Raw genomic sequence first — 22560 nt, forward strand, 5'->3', positions numbered from 1 at the left:
ACAGGGCGTGCGGCCCCTCGGATGGGTGCCAGCCCAATCTACCGCCGCCGCGGTCCCCTAGCGGCCGACCAGGCGCTGCAAGTAGTCGGACACCGACCGCTCCTCCCAGGTGCCGCCCGCGAGGGCGACGTAGCCGTCGGGGCGGATCAGTACGAGCCCGGCACCGTCGACGCCGTAGAGCTCGTGCGCCTCACCGGTCGTGTCGTGGAGCGCTTTCTCGTCGTGGGCGGCGAGGAGGACGCGGTGAGTGCGAACCTCGCCGTCGTCCACTCGCGGTGCGGGTCCCGAACCGAAGACGAGCAGGGTGAAATGCGGCCCGCGGAACAGGTCGAACAGCCGCACCGGCGCACCCGTCGCGAGGTCGACGCAGGTCGCGTCCGGGGCGCGGTCGCCGGCCCGGATCCCGATCGTGTCGTCCAGGTCGTGGGAGAGGCCGGCACCTCGGTAGGTGATGCTCAGCTGGCTGACGTCGCTGAACGGGTCGCGGCCCTGGAAGGCGCCGATGATGCGGTCGGACACGCGTGCGGTGTCGGTGCCACTCCAGTGCCTGCCTCTGGCGGTGGTGGAGGCGAGCACGTGCTCGGCGATCGGGAGGCGCTCCTCCTGGTAGGTGTCGAGCAGCGTTTCGGGCGCGCCGCGCAGGACGCGGCCGAGTTTCCAGCCGAGGTTGTAGGCGTCCTGGACGCCGGTGTTCATTCCCTGACCACCGGCGGGTGTGTGCACATGGGCGGCGTCTCCCGCCAGGAGGACGCGGCCGTCGCGGTAGCGGTCCACCATGCGGATGTTGACCTGGTAGACCGAGAGGTAGACCGGGTCGAAGAAGCGCACGCCGGGCAGGCCGACGCGTTCGGCGAAGATGTCGGCGAAGGCCTCGACCGACATCGTCGCCGTGCCGCCGTCCTCGGGCAGAGGCGCGGTGAAGAACCAGGTGTCGCTCCGGGGCATCGGTGACAGGGTCAGCATCCCGCGTGGGCCGTGCGCCCACATGTGGGTGACGGAGTCGTCGAGGCCTTCGACGCGGAGGTTGCCGAACAGCATCCGCTGCCGCTCCCAGGTCTCGCCGAGGAAGCTGATCCCCGCGAGCTTGCGCACGGTGCTGCCGCCGCCGTCGCACCCGACCAGGTACCGCGCCCGGATCTCCTCGCGACGCCCGGCACGCAGGACGGTCGCGGTGACCCGGCCGCCGTCCTGGACGAGGTCGACGAGTGCCGCATCGAGTTCCACGCGGACCCCGAGCGATGCGAGCCGATCGCGCAGGACCGCCTCGGTGAACTGCTGCCCCACCATCAGGCTGCCGGGATACGGCGCGCCGGGGACCGAAGGCGCGTCGTACATGACCGCCTCGCGCACGACGTGCCCGTCGGCGTCGTAGAAGCGTGTGGACAGCTGCGTCTCGGCGTGCTTGGCCAGATCTTCGAGCACCCCGAGATCCTCGAACACCTCCTGTGTGCGGGCGCGGACGCCACGGGCCCGCGTACCGACCGCATGGGCGGGCGCCCGATCGACGATCCGCACGCCGACCCCACGCCGCGCGAGGTCGCACGCCAACGTGAGCCCGACCGGCCCCGCGCCGATGACGACGACGTCGGTGGTGGTGGTGGTGGTGGCTGAAGGTTTCATGGCGTCTTCTCCCTTCGCGGCGGGGTTGGAGTGACCGCGCGCCCATTATTAGCGGGCGCGTGCCCACTTGTCAACGCGAGGAAGCGGGCGGGACATCCGAACATGACAGGAGGGGCCGCCCTCAGCCCTCGTCGCCCAAGCCCTCCAGCCGCTCCGCCGCGTCGGCCGCGGCCGATGTGTCGCCGATGGCCTCCGCCACCGCGAGGGCCTCGCGGAAGGCCCGCGCGGCCATGGCCGGGTCTCCCGCCTTCTGGCGGATGCGGCCCAGGGCGCTGTAGATGACGCAGCGGCGCTGCTGGTCGGCGGTGGCCTCGACGATGGCCACCGCCTCGGTGATGGCGTCGACGGCCTCGGGGTGGCGTCCTTGACGCGACCGCGCCATGGCGAGGTTGAGCAGCCCGTACTCCTCAAGGCTGATCGCGCCGAGCCGGCGGGCGGCGTCGACGGCGCGGGTCGCGTGCTCGGCGGCGGCGTCGAGCTCACCCAGTTCGCACAGGCAGTAGCTGACGCAGGCCAGTGCCGCGGTCGCCGCGGTCTGATCCTCGGCGATGGTGAAGTACTCGTATCCGCTGCGCATGAGCGGCAGCGCCTTGTCGTAGGCACCGAGGTAGGTGTGGACATTGCCGATGTTGACACCGCACCGCGCCACTTCGCTGTGAATCCCGGCCGCCTCGGCCACCGCGACCGCCCGCTCGAACAGCGCGAGCGCGTCGTCGAAGTCCCCGGCACGGGCGGCGGCGATGCCCATGCCGCGAAGCACCGCCGCCTGTCCCTGCGAATCCCCGGCCTTCTCATAGAGGCGGGCGGCGTGTTCGTGATGCGTTCGGGCCTTGTCGAGGCGATAGGCGACGGTGTGCGCCTTGCCCATGCCGGAGGCGACATCGGCTTCGGCCGCCACGTCGCCGAGCCGCGCCGCCGCGGTCGCGGCGAGATCCAGCACGTCGAGGGCCTGGTCGACGTCACGACGCTGAAGCAGGAAGGAGACCAGTGGGTAGTGCAGGTCGCGAACGTGTTCGTGCCGGTCGTGCTCGGCCGCGAGCCGGATCGCGGTGATCATGGCCTGCAGGTTCGACGCCAGCCACAGCGCGGCGTCCCCCTGGCCGGCGAACGGCGGCTGCGGGAACAACGGCGGCGGGCAGGGCGGGGTGGGATCGCGCAAGGGTGCCAGCAGGTCCATGGCGGCGTTGGCGGTGTGCCGGTACCAGGTGAGCATCCCGTCCATCGCACCGCGACGGGTGGCCTCGTCGTCGGTCTCGCGCGCGGCCGCCGCGGCGAAGGCCCGCAGCAGATCGTGCAGTCCGTAGCGGTCAGCACCCGTCGACGTGACCAGTGAGGCGTTGGCCAGCAGCTCCAGGCCCCGTGCGGCGGCGCTCGGCTCCAGCCCGGTGAGGTTGGCCGCGAAATGGGCCGTCGGTTCGGCGTTGGGGTGCACGCCGAGCAGGCGGAAGAGGCGCGCCGTCTCCTGCGGAAGATCCCGCAGCGACCAGGCGATCACCCCGTGGACACGGGTGCGCGGATCACCGGCGTCGAGGACTTCGAAGCGGCGCAACTCGTCGGTGAGTTCTTCGGCGACGGTACTCAACGGCAGACCCGGGCGCCGGGCGGCGCGCTCGGCGGCCAGACGAAGTGCCAGCGGCAGGCGCGCGCAACCCTGGACGATCGCCTCCACGGCACCGCGTTGACCGGTCAGCCGGTCGCCGCCGACGACCCTGCCGAGCAGCCCGATCGATTCCTCCACCGTGAGGCGGTCGAGGAGCAGTCTGGTGGCCCCTTCGCCGGCGATGAGGCCGGCCAGCATGTCGCGGCTGGTGACCAGGACGCTCGTCTCGGGACACCCCGGCAACAACGGCCGTAGTTGCTCGGAGTCGCGGGCGTTGTCAAGGACGATGAGCATGCGCCTGCCCGCGACCGCCGTGCGCCACGCGGCCGCGCGCGCGTCGAGGTCGGCGGGAATCTCCGACTCCGGCGTGGCCACGGCCATGAGCAGCAGCCCCAAGGCCCCGGCCGACGGCATCGGCTCCGACTCGTCGTAACCGCGCAGGTTGACGTAGATCTGCCCGTCGGGAAACAGGTCCGACCGGGTGTGCGCCCAGTGCAGCGCCAGCGCCGTCTTACCGACCCCGGGGGAACCGACCACCGCGACGGACGCCGACGGCGTCTCGACCGCCGCGTCGAGTGCGGCGAGGATGTCGGTACGCCCGACGAAGTGCCGCGGAGCCGCCGGCAACTGCCGCGGAATCCGGTGCGACGGTGGCGGAAGGGCCCCGCGCCCGCGGCGTTCGGCGATCAGATCGGTGTAGGCCGCCTGGAGCGCGGCTCCGGGTTCCACACCCAGCTCATCGTCGAGGATCCGCCGGAACTCGTGGTACTCGCCGATGGCCTCGCCACGGCGATCGGTGCGGTCGAGGGCGAGGATCCGCAGACGGCGAAGGCGCTCGTCGACGGGCCGATCGCTGATCAGCTCGGAGAGTTCGCCCAGGACGTCACCGGCGTCGCCGAGGTCGATCGCGGCGGCGATCCGGTCGCAGCGCGCGGCCAGGAGCTGCTCTTCGAGACCCGGCCCGAAGGCACGGGCCAGTTCGTCGGTCGTGCCCGCGAGAGCCGGCCCACGCCAGAGGGCGAGTGCCTCACGGAGGAGCCCGGCCGCCGCCTTCACGTCGCCGCGGGCCAGTGCCGAGCGGGCCGCGGCACAGTCGTCCTCGAAGACGTGCGCGTCGACGGCGGCGCGGGCCGCGTGCAGGACGTAACCGGTGCCTTGGCGGCGGAGCAGCTCAGGGTCCTTGATCAGACCGCGAAGAGCCGAAACCTGTTTCTGCAGTAACCGCGGAGCCGTGGTCACGGTCTCGCCGGGCCAGACGAGCCGCAGGATCCGTTCGACGGGGACGACGCGTCCGGCGTTGAGGGACAGCAAGGCCAGCAGCGATCGTGTTCTGCGACCGGTCAAGTGCACTCGTTCACCATGACGATCGAGCTCCACGGTCCCCAGTAGACGGATGTCCACGCGCCCCTCCCCACGGCGGCCGGGCATACCGCCGGCGACCGATTCTACAAGATCGAGACATTTCCGGGAACAAGATCACGACCGCCCCGACAGACGCTGTGGCGGCAAGTGAGAGCCACTTCGACAAGGGAGAACCACCGTGAAGTTCTTCACCCGTCTCGCCGACGCGGCGCTCCGCCGCGTCGCTCCGGAAGTAGAGGCCGAGGCCGCCTGCATCCTCATCCAGGTGTACTCGCCGAACTGTGACGGCTGGTGCGTCTGGACCTACGACAACTGCGCGAACAAGTACGGCCGTTGCCCGTGGGCGTGAAGCGGATGAGCATCCTGAGCTCCACAGCCGAGCGAATCCTCTCGCTGATCTCCCCGGCGGTCACCGTCGAGGCCGCCTGCATCGTCATCGATCACTACTGCTGGTGCACCGCGACGTGCGTCAACGAGTGCGTGACCGTGTACGACAACTGCCCGACCCGCAGGGTCTGCGTCAAATAGCCCGGTCCAGGGGCGCCCGCGCTCGATGCGCGGGCGCCCCGCACCGTCCACACCCGACTCTGAGGGGTCCCGCCATGTACGTCTACGCCGCCCTCGCCACTCTGCTCACGGTCTTCTGCGTGGCGAACCTGCTGCTCATGCTGGCCGTCGTACGCCGGTTGCGTTCCCACGAATCGAGGCTGGCGGCGAACTCGCGCCCGCTGACCCTGCCGACCGGCACCCGCATCGCCCCCTTCACGACGACCACCGTGGACGGCGATCGGATCTCGGCGGCCGGCCTCGCCGACGGCACCCTCATCGGCGTGTTCTCGCCAGCCTGCGAGCCCTGCCACGCACAGTTGCCCGCCTTCGTCGAACACTCCCGAAGCTCCCCGGCCCTCGCCGTCGTCCTCAGCGACGGCGACGAGGCCACCGACATGGTCGCCGCACTCGCCGAGGCCTGCCCTCTGGTCGTCGAAGGACACGGCGGAGCGGTGAGCACCGCGCTCGGCGTGCAGGGCACACCCGCCCTGGTGATCGTCGCTCAAGGCGCCATCGTCGCCACCGAGTCCGCCGTCTCCCGGCTTCCTCAGCCGGCACGCACATGATCACCACCGCCGCGGTCGTCACCGCCATCGCCCTTCTCACCGCCGGCTGGGTCCGGCTGCGCTACCTCGTCACCCGCGTCGACGGCCCGAGCATGCAGCCCACCTTCCACGACGGCGACCGCCTCCTCGCCCGCCGGGGAAACCACCACGCCGACCGGGGACAGGTCGTCGTCTTCCGCAACCCCCGCCCCGTCGGAGTACCCGGCTCATCGTCAGGGCCACTGCTGCTCAAACGCGTCGTCGCCGTCGCCGGAGACGAGGTCCACATGGGAGCAACCCCCGAACGGGTCCCCGCCGGGCACGTCATGGTCCTCGGCGACAACGCCGCGCAGAGCCTCGACTCACGCCACCTCGGCTACATCCCGGCGGCCAACATCATCGGCACCGTCCTGCGGCGAATGGGGAACTGACATGACCGACGCGACCACGACCATCCGCCGCGCCTGGACCCGGCTGCTCGACATCGAGGTCGGCCCCGGCGACGACTTCTTCGCGCTCGGCGGCTACTCCCTGCTGGTGCCCACGGCCGTCGAGATCATCGCCGAATCCGGCCTCGACGTCACCGCCACCGACATCCTCGAACACCGCACGCCCCACGCGATCGCCGAGATCATCAGCGGCCGCGGCGACCGCGAGGCCACCACCCACCCCTCATTCAACGACGTGTGGAACCAACGCCGCCACGACCCCGGCGGACCCGCCCCGATCGTGCGCCTCGCCGGCGGCACCGGCGGCCCGATCTTCTGCTTCCACTGGGACACCGGGAACATCGCCTTCCTGCGCCGCCACGTCGACGCCTTCCGCTCCGGGCGCCCCGTATGGGGCACCCAGGCCATCGGGCTCCACGACCGCGCCACACCGGCCACCGACCTCGACCACGCCGCCGACCGCTACCTGCGAGCCGTCCGCACCGTGCGACCACGAGGCCCCTACACCTTCTTCGGCCTGTGCGACGGCGGCCGGCTCGCCGTCGAGATCGCGGGCCGGATCGAACAACAGACCGGGGATACGACCACCGTCGTCATGCTCAACACCACGGCCCCCGGCACCGCAGGCGCCAATCCCGCCCTCAGCCTGCGCGAACGATACGACTTCCGCCTCAGCTTGCTCCGCTTCCACTTCGACATCCCCGACCTGGCCGCCGAAGCCGACCGGCTCACCGCGCTACTCAAGGACAACGACTGGATCGACGACGACACCACCACCGCCGCCGACCTGTACTGGCGGCAACTGATCTGGGCCGCCGAACAGCACTCCCACGCCAGATACCACCCCCTGCCGTACAGCGGACGCGTCCTGCTCATCGAGTCCACCGACCTCGCCCTCGGCGAGAAGTGGCGCCCGTGGCTCACCTCCCTCGACGTCCGCACCGTGGGCACCTCGGGCACACGACGCATGCTCCACGACCCCGACACCGCCGCGATCCTGCACGAGGAGTTCGGACGTGCCTGAATCCCTCCCCGAGCTCTTCTCCCGGACCGTCGCCGAACACGGCGACCGCACGGCCCTGATCCACGACGACACGACCACGACCTACCGCGACCTCGACACCGCCACCACCGGCCTGGCGAGCAGGCTCCTCACCGAGGGCGTCCGGCCCGGCGACCACGTCGCCGTCGCCGCCCCACGCGGCATCGACGTCCCCGTGGCCGTCCTCGCGGCCCTGAAGACCGGCGCCGCCTACGTACCCGTCGACACCACGCTTCCCGACGCGCGCATCGCCCACGTCCTCGACGATTCCGGTGCACGCACGATCGTCACCACCAAGGAACTCGCGCACCGTTTCACCGGTGTGACACCGATCCTCGTCGACGAACGCGGTCCCCACCGTCCACTCTCGACGGTCGGCGCCGACGACACCGCCTACATCATCTACACCTCCGGCTCGACCGGACGGCCGAAAGGCTGCGTCGTCACACACGGCAACGTCCTCGCGCTCCTCGACGCCGCCCTGCCGATGTTCGACGTCACCGAAACCGACAGGTGGGCGCAGTTCCACTCCCACGCCTTCGACGTCTCCGTCTGGGAACTCTGGGCATGCCTGGCCACCGGCGCCGCCGCCGTACTGATCCCCGACGACACCGCGCGCTCCGGCGACCGGCTCCTGGCGCACCTCGCCGCCACCCGAGTCAGCGTCCTGTGCCAGGTCCCGTCGGCCTTCCGGGCACTCGCCCTCACCTTCGCCCGTCACCCCGTCGACCTCGCCCTGCGACACGTGATCCTGGCCGGCGAGAGCGTCGAACTCGACGTCGTCGCCGGGTTCCTGGACCGCTTCGAGCGGCCCCCGGCGTGCAGCAACCTGTACGGACCGACCGAGACCACCGTCTACGTCAGCGGGCACCGCCTTACCCCGGCCGACCTCGCGAGCCCCGTACGGACACCGATCGGCCGCCCCTTCCCGACCGTCGGCTTCGAGATCCTCGACGACGACGGCGCTCCCGTCGCCGACGGAGCCGAAGGCGAACTGTGGATCGCCGGGCCGACCGTCGCCGCGGGCTACCTCCACCGGCCCGAACTTACCGCCGAACGCTTCGGCACCACCTGCGACGGGCGACGCCGCTACCGCAGTGGCGACCTCGCCCGGCGGCTCCCCGACGGATCCTTCGAATTCCGCGGCCGACGCGACCATCAGATCAAGTTCCGCGGCTACCGCATCGAACTCGGCGACATCGAAAACGCCCTGCGCACCAGCCCCGACGTGGAAGCCGCCGCCGTCGCCCTCACCGAGACCGCGGCGGGAGCCCGGCTCATTACCGCCTGGATCCAGCCCACCGGGGCGAAACAGGACCCGGACCTGCCCGCCCGGCTGCGCACGCACCTGTCCCGCCGCCTGCCGGAGTACATGGTCCCCGGCAGGTACCGGACCGTGACGGCGCTGCCCGTCGGGCTGGCGGGGAAACTGGACCGGGCGGCGCTGATCTACCCGGTCACCTGACACCGCGCGGGTCAGTCGACGAGGTCTTCCCTGGACAGGCGTGCCTCTTCGATGTCGAGCTGGGTCTGGACCCGGCGCAGAACGGTGTCGTCGATGGTGTGCTCGTCGCGAAGCCGCAGGACGGTGGCGCGTTTGCGCGCGATGAGCGCCAGGCGCAGCTCGTTGTAGTCGTCCTTGTGGAGCACGGCGTCGTCGTCGGCGTCGTCGGCGTGCAGGGCGGCGAGGTGCTGTTCGTACTCGCGGACGGTCTGGTCGACGACGGCCTCGCGGGTGCCGAGCCCGGCGGCGACGTCGGGGATGGCGGCCATGGCCTCCTCGGCGGCGGTGGTCTCGGCGAGTTCCTCCTCCTCGTCGATGTCGGTGTCGTCGGGAAGCCGGGCCCAGCGCAGCAGGCGGGGCAGGGCGAGGCCGTTGACGACCAGGGTGAGGGCGATGACGCCGGCGGTCACGAAGATGATGAAGTCGCGGTCGGGGAAGGCGCCACCTGCGGTGAGCGTGACCGGGACACCGAGGGCCGCGGCCAGCGACACCGCGCCTCGGAACCCGGCGACGGCGTTGACGCACCTGACGCGGTTGCTGATGCGCAGGGTCTTCTGCTTCGGGCGGCGGTCGAGGAGCCGGATGGTGTAGGCCGAGGCGAACTGGAAGACGAAGCGCAGGCCTATCACCGTCGTGTAGATGACCGCGACGGCGATGAGCGCGTCGACGATGTCGACGCTTTCCAGGCCTTCCACGGCCGGCGGCAGTTCGAGGCCGACGAGGACGAACAGGGCGCCGTTCAGGATGAACGTCGCCAGCGACCAGAACGCGTTGACCTGCAGGCGGGTGTCGGCGCGCCCGGCGCGCGGTCCGACCTGGCTGATGATGAGCCCGCACACGACCACGGCCAGCACGCCCGAGGCGTGGACGAGTTCGGCGAGCAGGTAGGCGGTGAACGGGATGACGATCATCGCGACGTTGCCGAGGATCGGCGAGTCGATGCGCCGGCGGACGACGGTCCCGGTCCAGGCGGTGAGAACTCCGGCGAGCGCGCCGCCGAGGTAGGAGATGGCGAACATGCCGCTGACGTGGCCGAGGCTGAAGGTCTCCTCGCCCACGGTCACGCCGACGGCGACGCCGTAGAGGACCAGGGCGGTGCCGTCGTTGACGAGGCTTTCGGCGCGCAGGACGGTGACGGTGCGGCGTGGCAGGGACCGCGCCAGGGCGGCGACCGCGGTGGCGTCGGTGGGGGCGACGGCGGCGCCGAGCACCCATGCCGGTCCCCAGGGGACGCCGAAGGCGTGCGCGATGGCGGCGACGGCCGCGGCGGTCAGGACTACCAGGACGGTGCTCATCAGCAGGATGCCGCGCGCGTCGCGTTTGATCTCGCGCAGGGAGGTCGTCAGGCTCTCCCAGTAGAGCAGGGCGGGCAGGAACAGCAGCAGCATCGTCTCCGGCGGCAGGCTCACCGACGTGAACACGGGCACGAAACCGAGCCCGACGCCGCAGGCGAGCAGCAGGATCGGTGGCGCGATGCGCAAAACCCTGCCGAGGGTGTGGCAGGCCAGCAGGGCCACGCCCAAGACGACGACCAGTTCCAGGCCGACCATGGAAGCCTCCAGCCGTAGTCGCCGCGCGGTCGAGAGCCGGCGGTGTGGACCGCCGGCCGCGTCAAGATCTCCGTGCCCCCGGTGAGACGTTCCCACGCCTCGATGCGGCTCGTACCTGGAATGGCATCCCGCGGCGGGACGCTCCCGCCGTCGCGCGTGGCGACGGCGGGAGCGTTCGCTTGGCTCGGCCGCCGATCCGGCGGCGTGACCCGGTCAGCCCTGCGGCGGGTTCGGGTCGGCGCGGTAGGTGTTGCGCTCGTTGATCTGACCGTCCTTGCGGTGGCCGATCCATTCCAGGCCTTCCCGCCTGGCGGTCGTCTGCGCGGAGGTGACCGCCTGTTCCTTGCGGTCGAAGTACCCCGAGACGCGCGAGGCGCCTTCACGCTGGTTCATCCACTGTCCACGGTCGCTGCTCCACATGGTGTGGATCTCGCGAGTAGCCATGGTCGTCGAGCCTCCTTGCGTGATGGTCGTGTGGTTCCCCTCTGGCGTACCCGTTCGCCGGAAGATCAATCATGTTCGCGCCCGCCCGGTCGTCCGCCCGCGGTCGATGTCAGGCGATGTCCGGCAGCGGCGCGGGAGTTCCGGCCGGGGTCCCGGCCGGGCAGAAGGCCGCCGTGAGCGCGTTGAACAGGGCGACGTCGGGGACCACGGCGTAGCTCGTGGCGGAGAGGCTGAAGTAGCGGCTGGTCCCGGGCTGGTGGAAGGAGAAGGTGAGGTAGCCGGGGATGCCGCCGGTGTGGCCCCAGATCTCGGCGCCGCAGGGCAGGGCGACCTTGCTCAGGCCGAGACCGTAGCCGGAGTCGAAGGCCGTGATCTTCATCGCGGTGAGCTGGGCCGGTGTGAGGAGCCGGCCGCCGAGCAGGGCCTGGTAGAACGTGTTCAGATCGCGGGTGGTGGAGATGATGTCGCCGACGGCGTAGGACGAGGAGACGTTCAGGGCGGTGATGTCGACGGGTTCGCCGTTGACCTGAAGGTAGCCGTGGGCGTGGGGGCCGCTGATCCGCACCGAGTGCCTGGCGGGCACCTCGGTGTCGCGCAGGCCGAGCGGGCGGACGATGCGACGGTCGACCTCGGTCTGGAGGGAACGGCCGGTGACCCGCTCGATCACGAGACCGATCAGGACGTAGTTGGTGTTGGAGTAGGACCACGCGGTGCCGGGCGGGAAGAGCGGATCGCGACTGGTCGCCAGGTCGACCAGCTGTTGCGGGGTCCAGCGCTTGTAGCGGTCGCGGACGACCTGCTCGGGGGTGACCAGGACGTCGTCGGTGTAGTTGTAGAGACCGCTGGTGTGGTTCAGCAGCTGACGCAGGGTGATGTTCTGGCCGTTGGGCACCGTGCCCGGCAGCCACCGCTCCAGGCTGTCGTCGAGCGAGATGCGCCCTTCGCCGACCAGCTGAAGGGCGACGGTGGACGTGAAGGTCTTCGTGACGCTGCCGATCCGGAACCGGCCGTCGACGGGGGCCGGCCGCTGTCGTCCGAGCTCGGCGACGCCGCCGGCCAGGCGCTCGACGCGAGGCCCGTCCCGAAACTCCAGAACCGCCGAAGGCGACCCGTCGGCGACGACGGCGTCGAGTTCGTCGCGCAGGGTGCCGGTGGCCGGGCCGGCGGCGGCGGGGCCGGACACGAGGGTGACGAGGGCGAGGGCGAGGACCACTGCCCCGATCCGTTGCAGTCTCATGTGCCGAGTCTCAGTGTCCAATCTGGACCGCGGAAGGGGGCGATCCCCTAGGGCCGGTCCCGGAGGGACCCGGCGGACAGGCCCGTGACCTGCGCGGATGCGGACGGCGGCGTGGTGAGGGCGAGCAAGGTCACCCTCACCACGTCCACGGTGACCGGCAGCGGCCCCCTCGGACGCCACCGATCCCGCCGACATCGTCTGCCCCCATGCGTCACCCACGGCACCGGTCAGGTGCCGATAGACCGGACCCCGAACGAGCCGCCGGAGCCCGGTGCCGAAATGAACGGGTGCGCGGTGCGGTAACCGCGGACGGCGTCCTATCCCCGGCGGGCCTGGAAACCGTCGAGGGGCACGCGACCGGTGGCCACCAGCAGGATGTCCTTCGCCGCCATCGGCACGTCCCGCGGTCCCTCACCGACCGACACGTCGGCGTCGGTGGCCGTCATCCGCCGCCCTTCGATGTCGGCGCCGAAGTACTTGAGATGCCGGGGACTGACGGGAGCCAGCACCAGGGCGACGCGTTCGGGCGGCGGTGCCGGCAGGCCGAGCGGTTCGGTGACGTCGAGGCCGTGGATCACGTCGTGGCTGAGCGCGCTGACGGGTCCTTCGCCCGGGGGCCGCCAGGGATTGTCGAGGTTGCGGCGGAGGAGGGCGACGAGTTCGGCTCCGTCCATGCGTCGCGCCGTCGCTCGGGCGTCGCGGTCGGCGTAGCGGTGGAACGAGAAACCGGCCCGGACGATGCCGGCCAGCAACCTCAGCGGCTTGGTGCGGTACGGCATCGTCATGTGAGCGACGACTTCGCGCACGCGCCAGCCCGCGCACAGCGACGGGACGTCCCACTGCTCGGGCGCCAGGCCGGCGAAGAGGTCGGCGAGGCGCTCGCGCTCCGCGCGCACCTCGCCGGTCACGTGGTCTGAGGAGATGGTCATGGCGTTCCTTCTGCGTCGATGAGTCTTCCCGACTTCTACGACGCCCGAGGAGGGAACTCATCGGTCGCGGAGGAGAAGATCCTCGCGGCGAAGGACGGCGGGCAGACCGAACTCGCCGAAGCGGCCCGCCGTGCCGAGGAACGCGACGGTCCGCGCGATCAGACCGCCCCGGATCTCGACGGTGACCAGTGCGAAGGGGTGGAGAAGGCCGTCGTCGTCCGGACGGTACTGGCCGAAGCCCCGGGCTCCGTTGACGTCGCACGGCACCAGCCGCGCGCCCGCACACTCGCCGCCGACGCCGAGGAGACTCGCGATCGCGGGCCCTCCGTCGAGCCGCCACAGGAACGGGGGCATGGTCGAGACGGCATCGGCGCGCAGGACCGCGGTCAGCTCGGCGACGTCGTGCGTCTCGAAGGCCCGCACGTAGCGCCGCAGCAGGTCCCGCTGCGCCGGATCGGCGGGATCGTCGACGTCGAAAGGATCAGGCCGGTGCTCGTCCAGCACCGCGCGTGCACGCTGCAGGGCGCTGTTCACCGAGGCCGTCGTCGTGTCGAGGACCTCGGCGGTCTCCCGGGCGGTGAAGGCGAGCACGTCACGCAGGATGAGGACGGCCCGCTGACGGGGCGCCAGGTGCTGCAGCGCCGCGATGAACGCCAAGCGCACCGACTCCCGTTCGAGAACCACGTCGCCGGGGTCCCGCGACGCGACCAGCCGAGCGTCGGGCATCGGCTCCACCCACGCCCGCGCCGGCAGCGGCGCCCCCAGCCCCGGCCCCCGACCGGCGGCCGCCTCCACGTCGACAACCAACTCCCGACGCCGCGCCGAGCGCAGCATGTCCAGGCACACGTTCGTCGCGATCCGGTGCACCCACGTGCTCACCCGGCCACGACTCGGGTCGAACAGGTCCCACTTGGACGAGGCCCGGATCAGCGTCTCCTGGACGGCGTCGTCGGTGTCGGCCGCCGAACCGAGCAGCCGGTAGCAGTAGCCGGTCAAGGGGACGCGCAAGGCCTCCAGGTCCTCGGCCGCGTGCGCGTCCATCGCCATCTTCGTCTCCTCGACTCGACCGGTCGCAAGTGTGCACCTGGCCGCCGCGCCGCGGCGCGTCAAGTCTCCCGGGGACTCCTGGCGTTGCTCACCTTCGTTTGGCGGTGCCGAAGAGGGTGCGGGTGATTTCGCGGCCGAAGGTGGTGGCGGCGGACTTGGCGAGGGTGTCGAGGAAGCCGGTGGGACTGGAGGCTGGTTGCTTCGCGGCCTTGGTTTTCTTGGTGGCGCGGGACTTTGGGGCAGGGTCCAGGGATGGGATCGGTTCGTACTTCGGCGCATCTGGTGCCGGTGCGGTGGCGGCGGGCTCGGGGACAGCGGATCTCGTAGGCGGAGTCGCGGTCGATGTCGGTGCCGTATTTGGCTTTCATCGCCGAGGCGTTGATGAGGCCGGTCATGGTGGCCTCGTCGGAGGGACCCATGCGCGATCTGGGCGCGTACATCCGGGTCCAGGCAACGGGAGTCGGCCGGCCCTTGTCGTCCAGGACGGTGACCATCGCCTCGCCGATGCCCAGCCGGGTCAGGTCCTCTTCAAGGTCGTAGGCCGAGTGCGGGAAGGTTGTGACGGTGGCCCTCAACGCCTTCGCATCTTGCGGGGTGAAGGCGCGCAGGGCGTGTTGCACCCACGCACCGAGCTGAGCGAGAACGTCGGCGGGCACGTCCTTCGGGGTCTGCGTCACGAAGAAGACGCCCACGCCTTTGGAGCGGATCAGGCGGACGGTTTGGGTGATGGCGGTGAGGAACGCCTCGGAGGAGCAGTCAAAGAGGAGGCGCGCCTCGTCGAACATGTACTAGCATTCGACGCTTGCCTGACGGTGCAAGTCACCTAACAGGTAGCGACCTTTGGCCGGTACGGACTCCGGCAACCACGAGCCAACTAGACGTTGCGTTGAAGGCAGGATTTCAGTGCCCGCGCTTCCGGGTCGGGTCGTTCAATCAAACCCATCGACGCATTTCGACCCAAGCGACATAGCATGCCAATAAGCGAGGCCATTCCGCATCAAAATCGCCGACGACTATTCCTCGCCAGGATCTTCTGCAGATCGTGGACGAGGCAGACAAAGAGGAGCGCGCCTGCGGCACCGACAACCAGGACTTCGCGACTGTGACCAACATACTCCCGCAGCCACCAAGTACCGGCGATCGCAACAACTGCAAAAATCGATATCCCTACTCGCGTTCGCCGAACACCCAATACTGGATATTTCAAGAAAGCCGCAGTAAAGAGGCCGACGAAGAATATAGGCGTGATAATCACATCAAATGGTTCTCCGAGCGAATCAGCCAAAAGATGTACGACGATCGCAAAGGCCACCGATAGAAATATAGCAAAGACTGGCCGCAGAGCCTTCATGAAGCTGCCATAAACTTGCCCCAGAGCCATGCGCCTCCAGTTGCACAGCGACGATTGTACTTGTGGTTGCAACAATTAGGCGCGTGGGGACGCCAAGGGGCGCGAAGCCGGGCACGGGCACTTCCTTTGGAATAAGGGGTTATGGCTCGAAGGGCGTCGAGCACTGCAGAGAATCTTGGAGCGCGGCGGCCGTGATGTCAAGGCCCACAACGTATCTAGTCGTGGCAGCTACAAATCCAACAGCGGACAGATCATCACAGGTTGGCTCGAAGTTGCCTGCGTCGTGAGCGGTCAGTTGGCGATCTGAATTGCCCCTGGACTATGTGGATGGCCGCAGCGATCCCAGCTGGAACAGCTGCATGAGCGGCCCATCGATACAGAACCCGCTCAGGCACGCAGGACCGGATCCCACAGCGCGTCAGGAACGGCGGAACACTCCCCAACCCAGGTACGGGGCATCCAGACTCCTGACTGCCCATGCAACTCAGCGTCGTTTGGCGGTGCCGAAGAGGGTGCGGGTGATTTCGCGGCCGAAGGTCGTGGCGGCGGATTTGGCGAGGGTGTCGAGGAAGCCGGTGGGGCTGGAGGCGGGTTGCTTCGCGGCCTTGGACTTCTTGGCGGCGCGGGACTTCGGGGACGGGTCAAGGGATGGGATCGGCTCGTACTGCGGCGTAGGAGGAGCCGGCGCGGTGGTGGCGGGTTCGGGGACGGCGGCTGCCGCCGCCGCGGCGACTTTGCGGGCCAGGATCTCGTAGGCGGAGTCGCGGTCGATGTCGGTGCCGTACTTGGCCTTCATCGCCGAGGCGTTGATGAGGCCCGACATGGTCGCCTCGTCGGAAGGACCCATCCGCGACCGAGGCGCGTACATCCTCGTCCACGCAACGGGAGTGGGGCGACCCTTGTCGTCCAGGACGGTGACCATGGCTTCGCCGATACCCAGGCGGGTCAGGTCTTCCTCCAGGTCGTAGGCCGAGTGCGGGAACGTCGTCACCGTCGCCTTCAACGCCTTGGCGTCCTGCGGCGTGAACGCTCGCAGCGCGTGCTGCACCCGCGCACCCAGCTGCGCCAGCACGTCGGCGGGCACGTCTTTCGGGGTTTGGGTAACGAAGAAGACGCCGACACCCTTCGACCGGATCAGCCGCACAGTCTGGGTGATCGCCGTGAGGAACGCCTTCGAGGAGCCGTTGAACAGGAGGTGGGCCTCGTCGAAGAAGAAGACGAGTTTGGGTTTGTCGAGGTCGCCGACTTCAGGGAGGTCCTGGAAGAGCTCTGCCAGTAGCCACATGAGGAAGGTGGAGAAGAGGGCGGGCTGGGCTTGGAGGTCGGGGAGTTCGAGGATCGACACGGTGCCGCGGCCGTCTGGGCTGGTGGTGAGGAGATCGGCGGGGTTGAATTCGGGTTCGCCGAAGAACCTGTCGGCGCCCTGGTCGGCGAAGTTGATGAGGGCTCGGAGAATGACGCCGGCGGTTTGGGCGGAGAGGCCGCCGAGGGCTTTGAGTTCCGCTTTGCCCTCGTCGCTGATGAGGTGTTGGACGACTGCTCTCAAGTCCTTCAGGTCGAGGAGGGGGAGCCCTTGAGCGTCGGCGTAGTGGAAGATCAGGCCGAGTGAGCTCTCCTGGGTGTCGTTGAGATCGAGGACCTTCGACAGCAGTGTGGGGCCGAAGGCGGTCATGGTGGCCCGCAGCGGGGTGCCTTCGCCCTGTCCGCCCAGGGCGTAGAACTCGACGGGGAAGGCTTGCGGGGACCAGTCCTGGCCGAGCGCGGCGGTGCGTTTGAGTAGCTTCTCGCCGCCGTCGCCGTTGGTGGCCATGCCGGACAGGTCGCCTTTGATGTCGGCCAGGAACACCGGGACGCCGGCCTGGGCGAGTTGTTCGGCGAGGACCTGCAAGGTCACCGTCTTGCCGGTTCCGGTGGCTCCGGCGACGAGGCCGTGGCGGTTGAACATGGCCAGGGGGATGGCGACCTTGGCGTCGGGGACGGCCTTGTCGTCGTCGACGACGAGTGCGCCCACGCCGACGGCGGGTTCGTCGAAGGCGTAGCCCTCGGTCACCGTCGTGATGATGTCCTCGGCCATCGCCCGCCCCCGTGCGCGTCACATCCGCCAGTGTCTTCGCAGCGTATCGACCCGGGATCGGGCGTGTCCGGTGGTTGCGCCGAACCCGCAGTAGCCTTGCGCGCATGAACGGCGACCACGGACTCTTCGGGCCGGACTCGGTCACCTGGCCCGTGCACACCGAACTCGTCATGTGGATCGGCGGGCTGCGCGCGCTCTACCTCCAGTCGCTGCACCCGCGCGTCATGCGCGCCACCTTCCAGAACAGCGCCCTCTTCGACCCCAAGAAGGCCTGGTCGCGCTTCGTCCGCACCGCGCAGTTCGTCCACGTCCGCACCTTCGGCGACACCCCCGACGTCGAGCGCGCCGCCGCGCGCGTCCGCGCCATCCACGCCGGGCTCACTGGACACGACCCCGACACCGGCGAGACCTTCCGCCTCGACGAACCCGCCGGGCTGCTGTGGGTCCACTGCGCCGAGATCGACTCCTACGTCGACGTCGCCCGCCGCTCCGGCGCCATCCCCACCGACGAACTCGCCGACCGCTACGTCGACGAGAATCGCGCCGCCGCCGAGGCCATCGGCCTCGACCGGGCCGACGTCCCCGCCTCGCGCGGTGAACTGCGCGAGTACTTCGACGGTGTCCGTCCCGGCCTCTACGCCTGCGACGAGGCCAGGAGCGGTCTCGTGCGCTCCTTCAACCCGCCGCTGCCGCGCGCGCTGGCGGTCCTGCGCCTCGGCGTCCCCGCCGCCAACACCCTCGCCATCAGCACGCTGCCCGGATGGGCGAAGGCCATGTTCGGCATCCCGACCCTCCCCGGCAACCACACCGCGACGACCCTCCAGCTCCGCGCGCTGCGCGGTGTCCTGCGCCTCGCCGTCCGCGAGTCGACCGAGCAGCTGATCGCCGACTGCCGCCGCGACGCGCGCGCCATGTCCGACGGGACCTTCGTGTCGAAGCTGATGCCCGCCCGCTAACCGCACCCTTTCAGCACGCCCGTCAGCGTCGCCTTCTCCTGCTTGGTCACCGTCAGCGTGTACTTCGCCTTGATCCCGACCCACCTCGCCGCGTATTCGCAGTGGAAGGCCGCGGCGGGCGGCAGCCACTTGTCCGGGGTCTTGCTGCCCTTGTCCTGGTTGGCGTCCTTGTCGACGGCCAGGAGCACGTCGAGGTCGTTGAAGTAGGTGTTGCGCTCGGCGTCGGTCCACGCCCAGGCACCGCCGCGCCAGGCCGCGCCGAGAGCGACCAGGTGGTCGGACTCGATGCGGGAGGCCTTCCGGTACCGGTAGGGCAGGTCCGCGCCGGTGAAAGGGTCACGCAGCACACCGGAGAACACCACGCAGGGATTGCGGTCGCCGACACGAAGCTCGTCCAGGTCGCGGATGAGCAGGTCGGCACGGGTGTCGCAGCCGTTGCGGCCGCCGACGCCGTCGGTGTCGTCGTTCCAGAAGCCGAAGCGGCCGCGGTCGTAGGTCTGCCAGTTCTTCCCCGGCTCGACGGTGAGGCGGGCCAGCAGGGTCCGCGCGTCGCCGGTTCCAGGCGGGAAACCCGACACGGGCGGGGCCGGTGAGGCGACGGGCAGACCCGGTGAGGGCGTCGGCGCGTCCTCGGCGAAGCGGGAGATGACCTGGGTGTGCACCAGGCCGATCGCGGCGACTCCCGCGATCGGCAGCACGATGACGGCGGCCAGTGCGGCCCCCAGGCGCGCCCAACGCCCCAGCGGACGCCTCATGATCCGAGCCTAGGTCAGCGCGCGGGTCTCCACCGGCGCTAGGAGCTTTCAGCCGGGGTGTCCGCCGTGGGCTTCTTGACGCGCTTGCCGAGCGCACCGAAGAAGGCGATCAGGCCGATGGTCAGCACGATGTGCCCGGCACCCGACAGGAAGGCGAAGACCTCGGGGATCTCGTTGCCCAGAACCGTCTGGACACCGCGGAAGACCATGCTGCCGACGGTGATCACCATGCCGGTGTTGTAGAGCCAGTAGAAGACGTTGAAGGACTTCATGCCCGACAGGCCGAAGACCTTGTCCAGGCCGAGGACGATGAGGAAGACGAGCATGCCCAGGGCGAGCAGGTGGGTGTGCACGACGGACAGCTGGCTCTCGCCGGTGAAGTCGTTGAGCTTGGTGAACTCGCGGTAGAAGAGCCCGGAGACCAGGCCGAGGATCATGTAGACGTGGGCGGTGTGCAACGACCTGCGCATGCGGGGTGGGCTCCTTCGAGTACACCGGCCGGAGGGGTCGGCCGGGCGAAGATCATTGAAGCTCCCGGCGGCTAGATCCACAACGCGCCAAGGCAATCCGTTACCGCTTTGCGGCCGGGACGCTACCGGCCCAGCGCGCGCAGGGCCGCGGCGTGGCGTTCCTCGGCACGGCGGGCCTCGCCCAGGGCGCCCGCGCGGGTGAGGCGGGCGACGAGGTCGCGGTGGGCGCGCATGTCGTAGGGGTCCTTGTCGAGCAGCCGGTGCAGGTAGCCCACGGCGTCGCGTTCGGCGAGGTCGGACAGCGCGCGCAGGACGCGCAGGTACACCGCGCGGGCCTCTTCGCGCAGGGACACCGACCAGTCCTCGTAGGGCTCGTCTTCGAGGAAGTCGCCGGTGTAGGAGCGTTCCACGGTGGACAGCGCGGGTACGGCCTGGGCGCGGAGGGCGTATCCGGCGCCGTCGAGGAAGGTGTAGACGTCGACTTCGACGAGGTCGGTGCGGGTGCGGTCGAGGGCGACGCGGGCGGCGTCGGCTCGGATGACCTCGGCGGCGGTGTGGCGGCCGCGTCCTCCGTCGAGGACCTTCCGCAGGATCGACAGGGCCACCGACAGGCGGTGGGCGACCTTCCCGGCGTCCTCGCCGGGCCAGAGGAGTTCGGCGAGTTCTTCGCGCGGGACCGGCCGCCCCCTGCGGGCGACGAGGATGCGCAGCAGGTCGCGGGCCTTGCGGGACTGCCAGGCGGCGGGCGGGACGATCTCACCGCCGACGACGACGGCGAAGCCGCCGAGGGTCTGGATCGCCGCGGCGGGCGCGTCGGTGTGGGCGGGCCATTCGTGGCCGGGGTGGCCGGTGGAGGCGATGCGGATGCGGGCGAGACCGGCGGCGGCGCGCTCGTCGGCGGTGGCGCCGGGGAGTGCTCCGAGGCGGGCGTCGGCCTTCTCGGCGGCGGGGAGCGCTCCGGCCCGACGCCAGATCGAGGCGGCCTCGCGCAGCGCGACGCGGGCGGCGGACGGGTCGGGAACGGCGGCGGCTTCGAGTTCGAGCGCTTCGGCGAGGCCGACCCAGTCGCGGTGGCGGCGGGCGGTGGCGGCGGCCTCTTGGGCGGCCTTGACGGCACCGTCGCGGTCCCCGCCGGTCAGGGTGACGTGGCCGAGGGCGATCGCGGCCTCGATCCCGATCCGGCCGCCCGCGAGGGACACCGCGCGCAACGCGGCGGCCTGCGCGGCGTCGGGGTCGGTGTGCACGAGGACGCGGGCGAGCCCGGCGAGGGCGGGGACGAGGCCCTGCACGTCGGCCTCGACCTCGGAGGTGCGGATCGCCTCCTCGTAGGCCGCGCGGGCCTGGTTGTCGCGGCGCTGCCAGCGGTGCACCATGCCGATCCCGTGGAGGGGGTAGGAGGCTTTGCGCGAGCCCATCTTCTGGTAGCAGGCCAGTGCGCCCTGGTAGCTGTCGAGGGCCTCGTCGAGGCGCCCGAGCCGGGCGAAGGTCTCCGCCCGGTTGCACAAGGCGACGGGCAGGAGGGTCTCGTGTCCTGCGCGGGTGCACAGGCCGACGGCCTCCTGAGCCTCGTCGAGCGCGTCGGACAGGCGGGCCTCCTCCAGGTACATGCCGGAGCGGTTGGCGCGGATGCGCGCGGCCTGGACGAGGTCGCCGATGGCCGCCGCGTGCTGGAGACCGGTCTCGTAGGCGGCGAGGTTCTCGGGGCGGTCGCCGGTGAGGACGGCGTGCAGCGCGAGCGCGATGTGCGCGGTGACCAGCGCACGGCTCGACCCGCCGGGCGCGGCGAGTTCCCGCGCGCGGGCGGCGAGTTCGCCGCAGCGTTCGGTGTCGCCGAGCTTCCAGTGCACGGTCGCCGACCAGGCAAGGCAGTGGGCGCGGTCGTTGGGGTGCCCGCCGGGCTCGGCGGCGTCGAGGGCGGCGAGGGACGCGCGGAACTCGCCCTGGTGGTAGTGGGCGGCGCCGAGTCGCCAGGCGAGGCCGGCGGGGAGGGTCGTGCGTCCGGCGGCGAGAGCGCGCAAGACGGTGACGCCGTCGGCGTGGCGGCCGACGACCGACAGCGCCTCGCCGTGGGACAGCAGCACGGCGGGGTCGTCGACGCCGGTCGACTCGACGAGGTCGATGTAGGTGCGAACGCCGCCGCCGGTGATGAGTTCGGGTCCGTGTTCGGCGAGGATCGCCGCGCAGGCCGCGTGGTCACCGGCCCGTTCGGCGGCCACGGCGGCGGCGAGATGCCTGCCCCGGTCGCGGTTCCAGCGGGCCGCGGCGCTCCACAGTCGCCGGGCCCGGTCGGCGCGGATCGGCCGGTGGCGGGTGAGCGCGCCGGCGACGAGCGGGACGGGACGGCACTGGCGGTCCTCGCCGGTGGTGGCCAGGCCGATCCGGGTCAGCAGGGTCATGGTCGCGCCCGGCGTGCGGTGGCCGAGCTCCTCGGCGAGGCCGATGGGGAGACCGTCGAGGTGGGCGGCGTCGCGCAGGAGACGGCGGGCGGCGTCGGGCAGGCCGGGCATGACTTCCCCGAGGACGTACTCGACGACCGGCCCGTCGGCGGCCAGGAGTCGCTCGGTCAGGGCGCCCGGCGGGGCCGTGGCGAGGACGTCGGCGGACAGCTGGACGAGGGCGGGCCAGCCCGCGGTGAGGTCGTGCAGTTCGGCGGCGGTCGCGGTGTCGGCGGGCAGACCGCGCGCGGCGAGGGCTTCGGCGACGGCATCCGCCGACAGGGCCAGCTCGGCCGGGCCGAGCTCGGCGAGGGTCCCGCGACCGCGCCAGCGGGCGAGGGAGAACCCCGGCGGGAGGCGGGCGACGAGGACGGCGGTCCGGCCGGGCGGGAGCCGTCCGGCGGCCTCCAGAAGCGCGCGGACGGCGCCGGTGTCGTCGAGGTCGGCGTCGTCGAAGACGACGAGGGGCGCGGGACCGTCGAGCAGCGCCGGGTCGAGCGTCGCGTGATGCCAGGCGGCGTCGGCACCGGCCGCGGCGGCCACGGTGCTCGTCTTGCCGTAACCGGCGGCGGCCACGACGACCACGCAGCGGCGGTCGGGTAAGGCGGTCGCGTCCATGGTGTCCTCCCCGGTCGGCACGG

At 70.7% G+C, this 22560-nt stretch carries 20 protein-coding genes; 7 read left to right on the plus strand and 13 right to left on the minus strand.

Features of this window, described 5'->3' with window-relative positions; translation table 11 throughout:
• Nucleotides 1-57: 57 nt before the first annotated feature.
• Both HNR73_RS32855 and HNR73_RS32860 read right to left on the minus strand, forming a co-directional pair.
• Nucleotides 58-1620, minus strand: coding sequence for an FAD-dependent monooxygenase (locus tag HNR73_RS32855; RefSeq protein WP_184791645.1), 1563 nt, complete (start codon nucleotides 1618-1620; stop codon nucleotides 58-60).
• A 121-nt stretch (nucleotides 1621-1741) separates the two neighbouring features.
• Nucleotides 1742-4648: an AfsR/SARP family transcriptional regulator gene (locus HNR73_RS32860; RefSeq protein ID WP_260337581.1), complete on the minus strand. Its 2907-nt coding sequence runs from the start codon at nucleotides 4646-4648 to the stop codon at nucleotides 1742-1744.
• Between the two features lie 112 nt (nucleotides 4649-4760).
• Between HNR73_RS32860 and HNR73_RS32865 the strand changes: the two genes are divergently transcribed.
• From HNR73_RS32865 to HNR73_RS32890, 6 genes are all read left to right on the plus strand, one after another.
• Nucleotides 4761-4931, plus strand: coding sequence for a hypothetical protein (locus tag HNR73_RS32865; protein WP_184791649.1), 171 nt, complete (start codon nucleotides 4761-4763; stop codon nucleotides 4929-4931).
• Nucleotides 4932-4936: 5 nt separating this feature from the next.
• The gene (locus tag HNR73_RS32870) at nucleotides 4937-5110 is read left to right on the plus strand and encodes a hypothetical protein (protein WP_184791651.1); all 174 of its coding nucleotides are present in this window, start codon (nucleotides 4937-4939) and stop codon (nucleotides 5108-5110) included.
• 74 nt (nucleotides 5111-5184) lie between these two features.
• On the plus strand, nucleotides 5185-5697 hold the full coding sequence (locus tag HNR73_RS32875) for a TlpA family protein disulfide reductase (protein WP_184791653.1): 513 nt from the start codon (nucleotides 5185-5187) through the stop codon (nucleotides 5695-5697).
• Entirely contained in the window at nucleotides 5694-6107 is a 414-nt protein-coding gene (gene lepB / locus HNR73_RS32880; RefSeq protein WP_184791655.1) for a signal peptidase I, read from the plus strand. Before HNR73_RS32875 ends, lepB begins: the two co-directional genes overlap by 4 nt.
• 1 nt (nucleotide 6108) lies before the next feature.
• Nucleotides 6109-7149, plus strand: a complete 1041-nt coding sequence (locus HNR73_RS32885; RefSeq protein ID WP_184791657.1) for a thioesterase domain-containing protein — start codon at nucleotides 6109-6111, stop codon at nucleotides 7147-7149.
• Nucleotides 7142-8632: an amino acid adenylation domain-containing protein gene (locus HNR73_RS32890; protein ID WP_184791659.1), complete on the plus strand. Its 1491-nt coding sequence runs from the start codon at nucleotides 7142-7144 to the stop codon at nucleotides 8630-8632. Before HNR73_RS32885 ends, HNR73_RS32890 begins: the two co-directional genes overlap by 8 nt.
• A gap of 11 nt (nucleotides 8633-8643) precedes the next feature.
• On the opposite strand, the gene HNR73_RS32895 is transcribed toward HNR73_RS32890, so the two are convergent.
• From HNR73_RS32895 to HNR73_RS32930, 8 genes are all read right to left on the minus strand, one after another.
• Nucleotides 8644-10221 carry a Na+/H+ antiporter gene (locus tag HNR73_RS32895; protein ID WP_184791661.1) on the minus strand — a complete coding sequence of 526 codons (1578 nt, stop codon included), beginning with the start codon at nucleotides 10219-10221 and terminating at the stop codon, nucleotides 8644-8646.
• 213 nt (nucleotides 10222-10434) lie between these two features.
• Complete coding sequence (locus HNR73_RS32900; protein ID WP_184791663.1) at nucleotides 10435-10665, minus strand: DUF2188 domain-containing protein; 231 nt, start codon at nucleotides 10663-10665, stop codon at nucleotides 10435-10437.
• Nucleotides 10666-10774: 109 nt separating this feature from the next.
• A complete protein-coding gene (locus HNR73_RS32905; RefSeq protein WP_184791665.1) occupies nucleotides 10775-11902 on the minus strand; it encodes a serine hydrolase domain-containing protein in 1128 nt (375 codons plus the stop codon).
• A 317-nt stretch (nucleotides 11903-12219) separates the two neighbouring features.
• Complete coding sequence (locus HNR73_RS32910) at nucleotides 12220-12831, minus strand: maleylpyruvate isomerase family mycothiol-dependent enzyme (protein ID WP_184791667.1); 612 nt, start codon at nucleotides 12829-12831, stop codon at nucleotides 12220-12222.
• A 57-nt stretch (nucleotides 12832-12888) separates the two neighbouring features.
• Nucleotides 12889-13941, minus strand: coding sequence for an RNA polymerase subunit sigma-70 (locus HNR73_RS32915; RefSeq protein ID WP_260337582.1), 1053 nt, complete (start codon nucleotides 13939-13941; stop codon nucleotides 12889-12891).
• On the minus strand, nucleotides 13938-14663 hold the full coding sequence (locus HNR73_RS32920) for a helicase HerA-like domain-containing protein (protein WP_184791671.1): 726 nt from the start codon (nucleotides 14661-14663) through the stop codon (nucleotides 13938-13940). The genes HNR73_RS32915 and HNR73_RS32920 overlap by 4 nt, the downstream gene beginning before the upstream one ends.
• 212 nt (nucleotides 14664-14875) lie before the next feature.
• A complete protein-coding gene (locus HNR73_RS32925) occupies nucleotides 14876-15190 on the minus strand; it encodes a hypothetical protein (RefSeq protein ID WP_221331246.1) in 315 nt (104 codons plus the stop codon).
• Between the two features lie 523 nt (nucleotides 15191-15713).
• Nucleotides 15714-17303, minus strand: a complete 1590-nt coding sequence (locus HNR73_RS32930; protein WP_184791675.1) for a helicase HerA-like domain-containing protein — start codon at nucleotides 17301-17303, stop codon at nucleotides 15714-15716.
• A gap of 104 nt (nucleotides 17304-17407) precedes the next feature.
• Between HNR73_RS32930 and HNR73_RS32935 the strand changes: the two genes are divergently transcribed.
• The gene (locus tag HNR73_RS32935) at nucleotides 17408-18259 is read left to right on the plus strand and encodes an oxygenase MpaB family protein (RefSeq protein WP_184791677.1); all 852 of its coding nucleotides are present in this window, start codon (nucleotides 17408-17410) and stop codon (nucleotides 18257-18259) included.
• Here the strand turns inward: HNR73_RS32935 and HNR73_RS32940 are convergent.
• The 3 genes from HNR73_RS32940 to HNR73_RS41025 form a co-directional block, all read right to left on the minus strand.
• Nucleotides 18256-19014, minus strand: a complete 759-nt coding sequence (locus tag HNR73_RS32940) for an HNH endonuclease family protein (RefSeq protein WP_184791679.1) — start codon at nucleotides 19012-19014, stop codon at nucleotides 18256-18258. The genes HNR73_RS32935 and HNR73_RS32940 overlap by 4 nt on opposite strands.
• Nucleotides 19015-19052: 38 nt before the next feature.
• Nucleotides 19053-19484 (minus strand): DUF2871 domain-containing protein, encoded by a 432-nt coding sequence (locus tag HNR73_RS32945; RefSeq protein WP_184791681.1) that lies wholly within the window; start codon nucleotides 19482-19484, stop codon nucleotides 19053-19055.
• Nucleotides 19485-19606: 122 nt separating this feature from the next.
• Nucleotides 19607-22558 (minus strand): AfsR/SARP family transcriptional regulator, encoded by a 2952-nt coding sequence (locus HNR73_RS41025; RefSeq protein ID WP_203686530.1) that lies wholly within the window; start codon nucleotides 22556-22558, stop codon nucleotides 19607-19609.
• Nucleotides 22559-22560: the final 2 nt, after the last annotated feature.

It is taken from the genome of Phytomonospora endophytica (genome assembly GCF_014202425.1).
Classification (GTDB): domain Bacteria; phylum Actinomycetota; class Actinomycetes; order Mycobacteriales; family Micromonosporaceae; genus Phytomonospora; species Phytomonospora endophytica.

Bases quoted from the DNA above. Each gene is read 5' to 3' on its own strand.
- HNR73_RS32855 (WP_184791645.1), bottom strand. From the start codon at position 1,620: ATGAAACCTTCAGCCACCACCACCACCACCACCGACGTCGTCGTCATC.
- HNR73_RS32860 (WP_260337581.1), bottom strand. From the start codon at position 4,648: ATGCCCGGCCGCCGTGGGGAGGGGCGCGTGGACATCCGTCTACTGGGG.
- HNR73_RS32870 (WP_184791651.1), top strand. From the start codon at position 4,937: ATGAGCATCCTGAGCTCCACAGCCGAGCGAATCCTCTCGCTGATCTCC.
- HNR73_RS32875 (WP_184791653.1), top strand. From the start codon at position 5,185: ATGTACGTCTACGCCGCCCTCGCCACTCTGCTCACGGTCTTCTGCGTG.
- lepB (WP_184791655.1), top strand. From the start codon at position 5,694: ATGATCACCACCGCCGCGGTCGTCACCGCCATCGCCCTTCTCACCGCC.
- HNR73_RS32885 (WP_184791657.1), top strand. From the start codon at position 6,109: ATGACCGACGCGACCACGACCATCCGCCGCGCCTGGACCCGGCTGCTC.
- HNR73_RS32895 (WP_184791661.1), bottom strand. From the start codon at position 10,221: ATGGTCGGCCTGGAACTGGTCGTCGTCTTGGGCGTGGCCCTGCTGGCC.
- HNR73_RS32900 (WP_184791663.1), bottom strand. From the start codon at position 10,665: ATGGCTACTCGCGAGATCCACACCATGTGGAGCAGCGACCGTGGACAG.
- HNR73_RS32905 (WP_184791665.1), bottom strand. From the start codon at position 11,902: ATGAGACTGCAACGGATCGGGGCAGTGGTCCTCGCCCTCGCCCTCGTC.
- HNR73_RS32910 (WP_184791667.1), bottom strand. From the start codon at position 12,831: ATGACCATCTCCTCAGACCACGTGACCGGCGAGGTGCGCGCGGAGCGC.
- HNR73_RS32920 (WP_184791671.1), bottom strand. From the start codon at position 14,663: ATGTTCGACGAGGCGCGCCTCCTCTTTGACTGCTCCTCCGAGGCGTTC.
- HNR73_RS32930 (WP_184791675.1), bottom strand. From the start codon at position 17,303: ATGGCCGAGGACATCATCACGACGGTGACCGAGGGCTACGCCTTCGAC.
- HNR73_RS32935 (WP_184791677.1), top strand. From the start codon at position 17,408: ATGAACGGCGACCACGGACTCTTCGGGCCGGACTCGGTCACCTGGCCC.
- HNR73_RS32940 (WP_184791679.1), bottom strand. From the start codon at position 19,014: ATGAGGCGTCCGCTGGGGCGTTGGGCGCGCCTGGGGGCCGCACTGGCC.
- HNR73_RS32945 (WP_184791681.1), bottom strand. From the start codon at position 19,484: ATGCGCAGGTCGTTGCACACCGCCCACGTCTACATGATCCTCGGCCTG.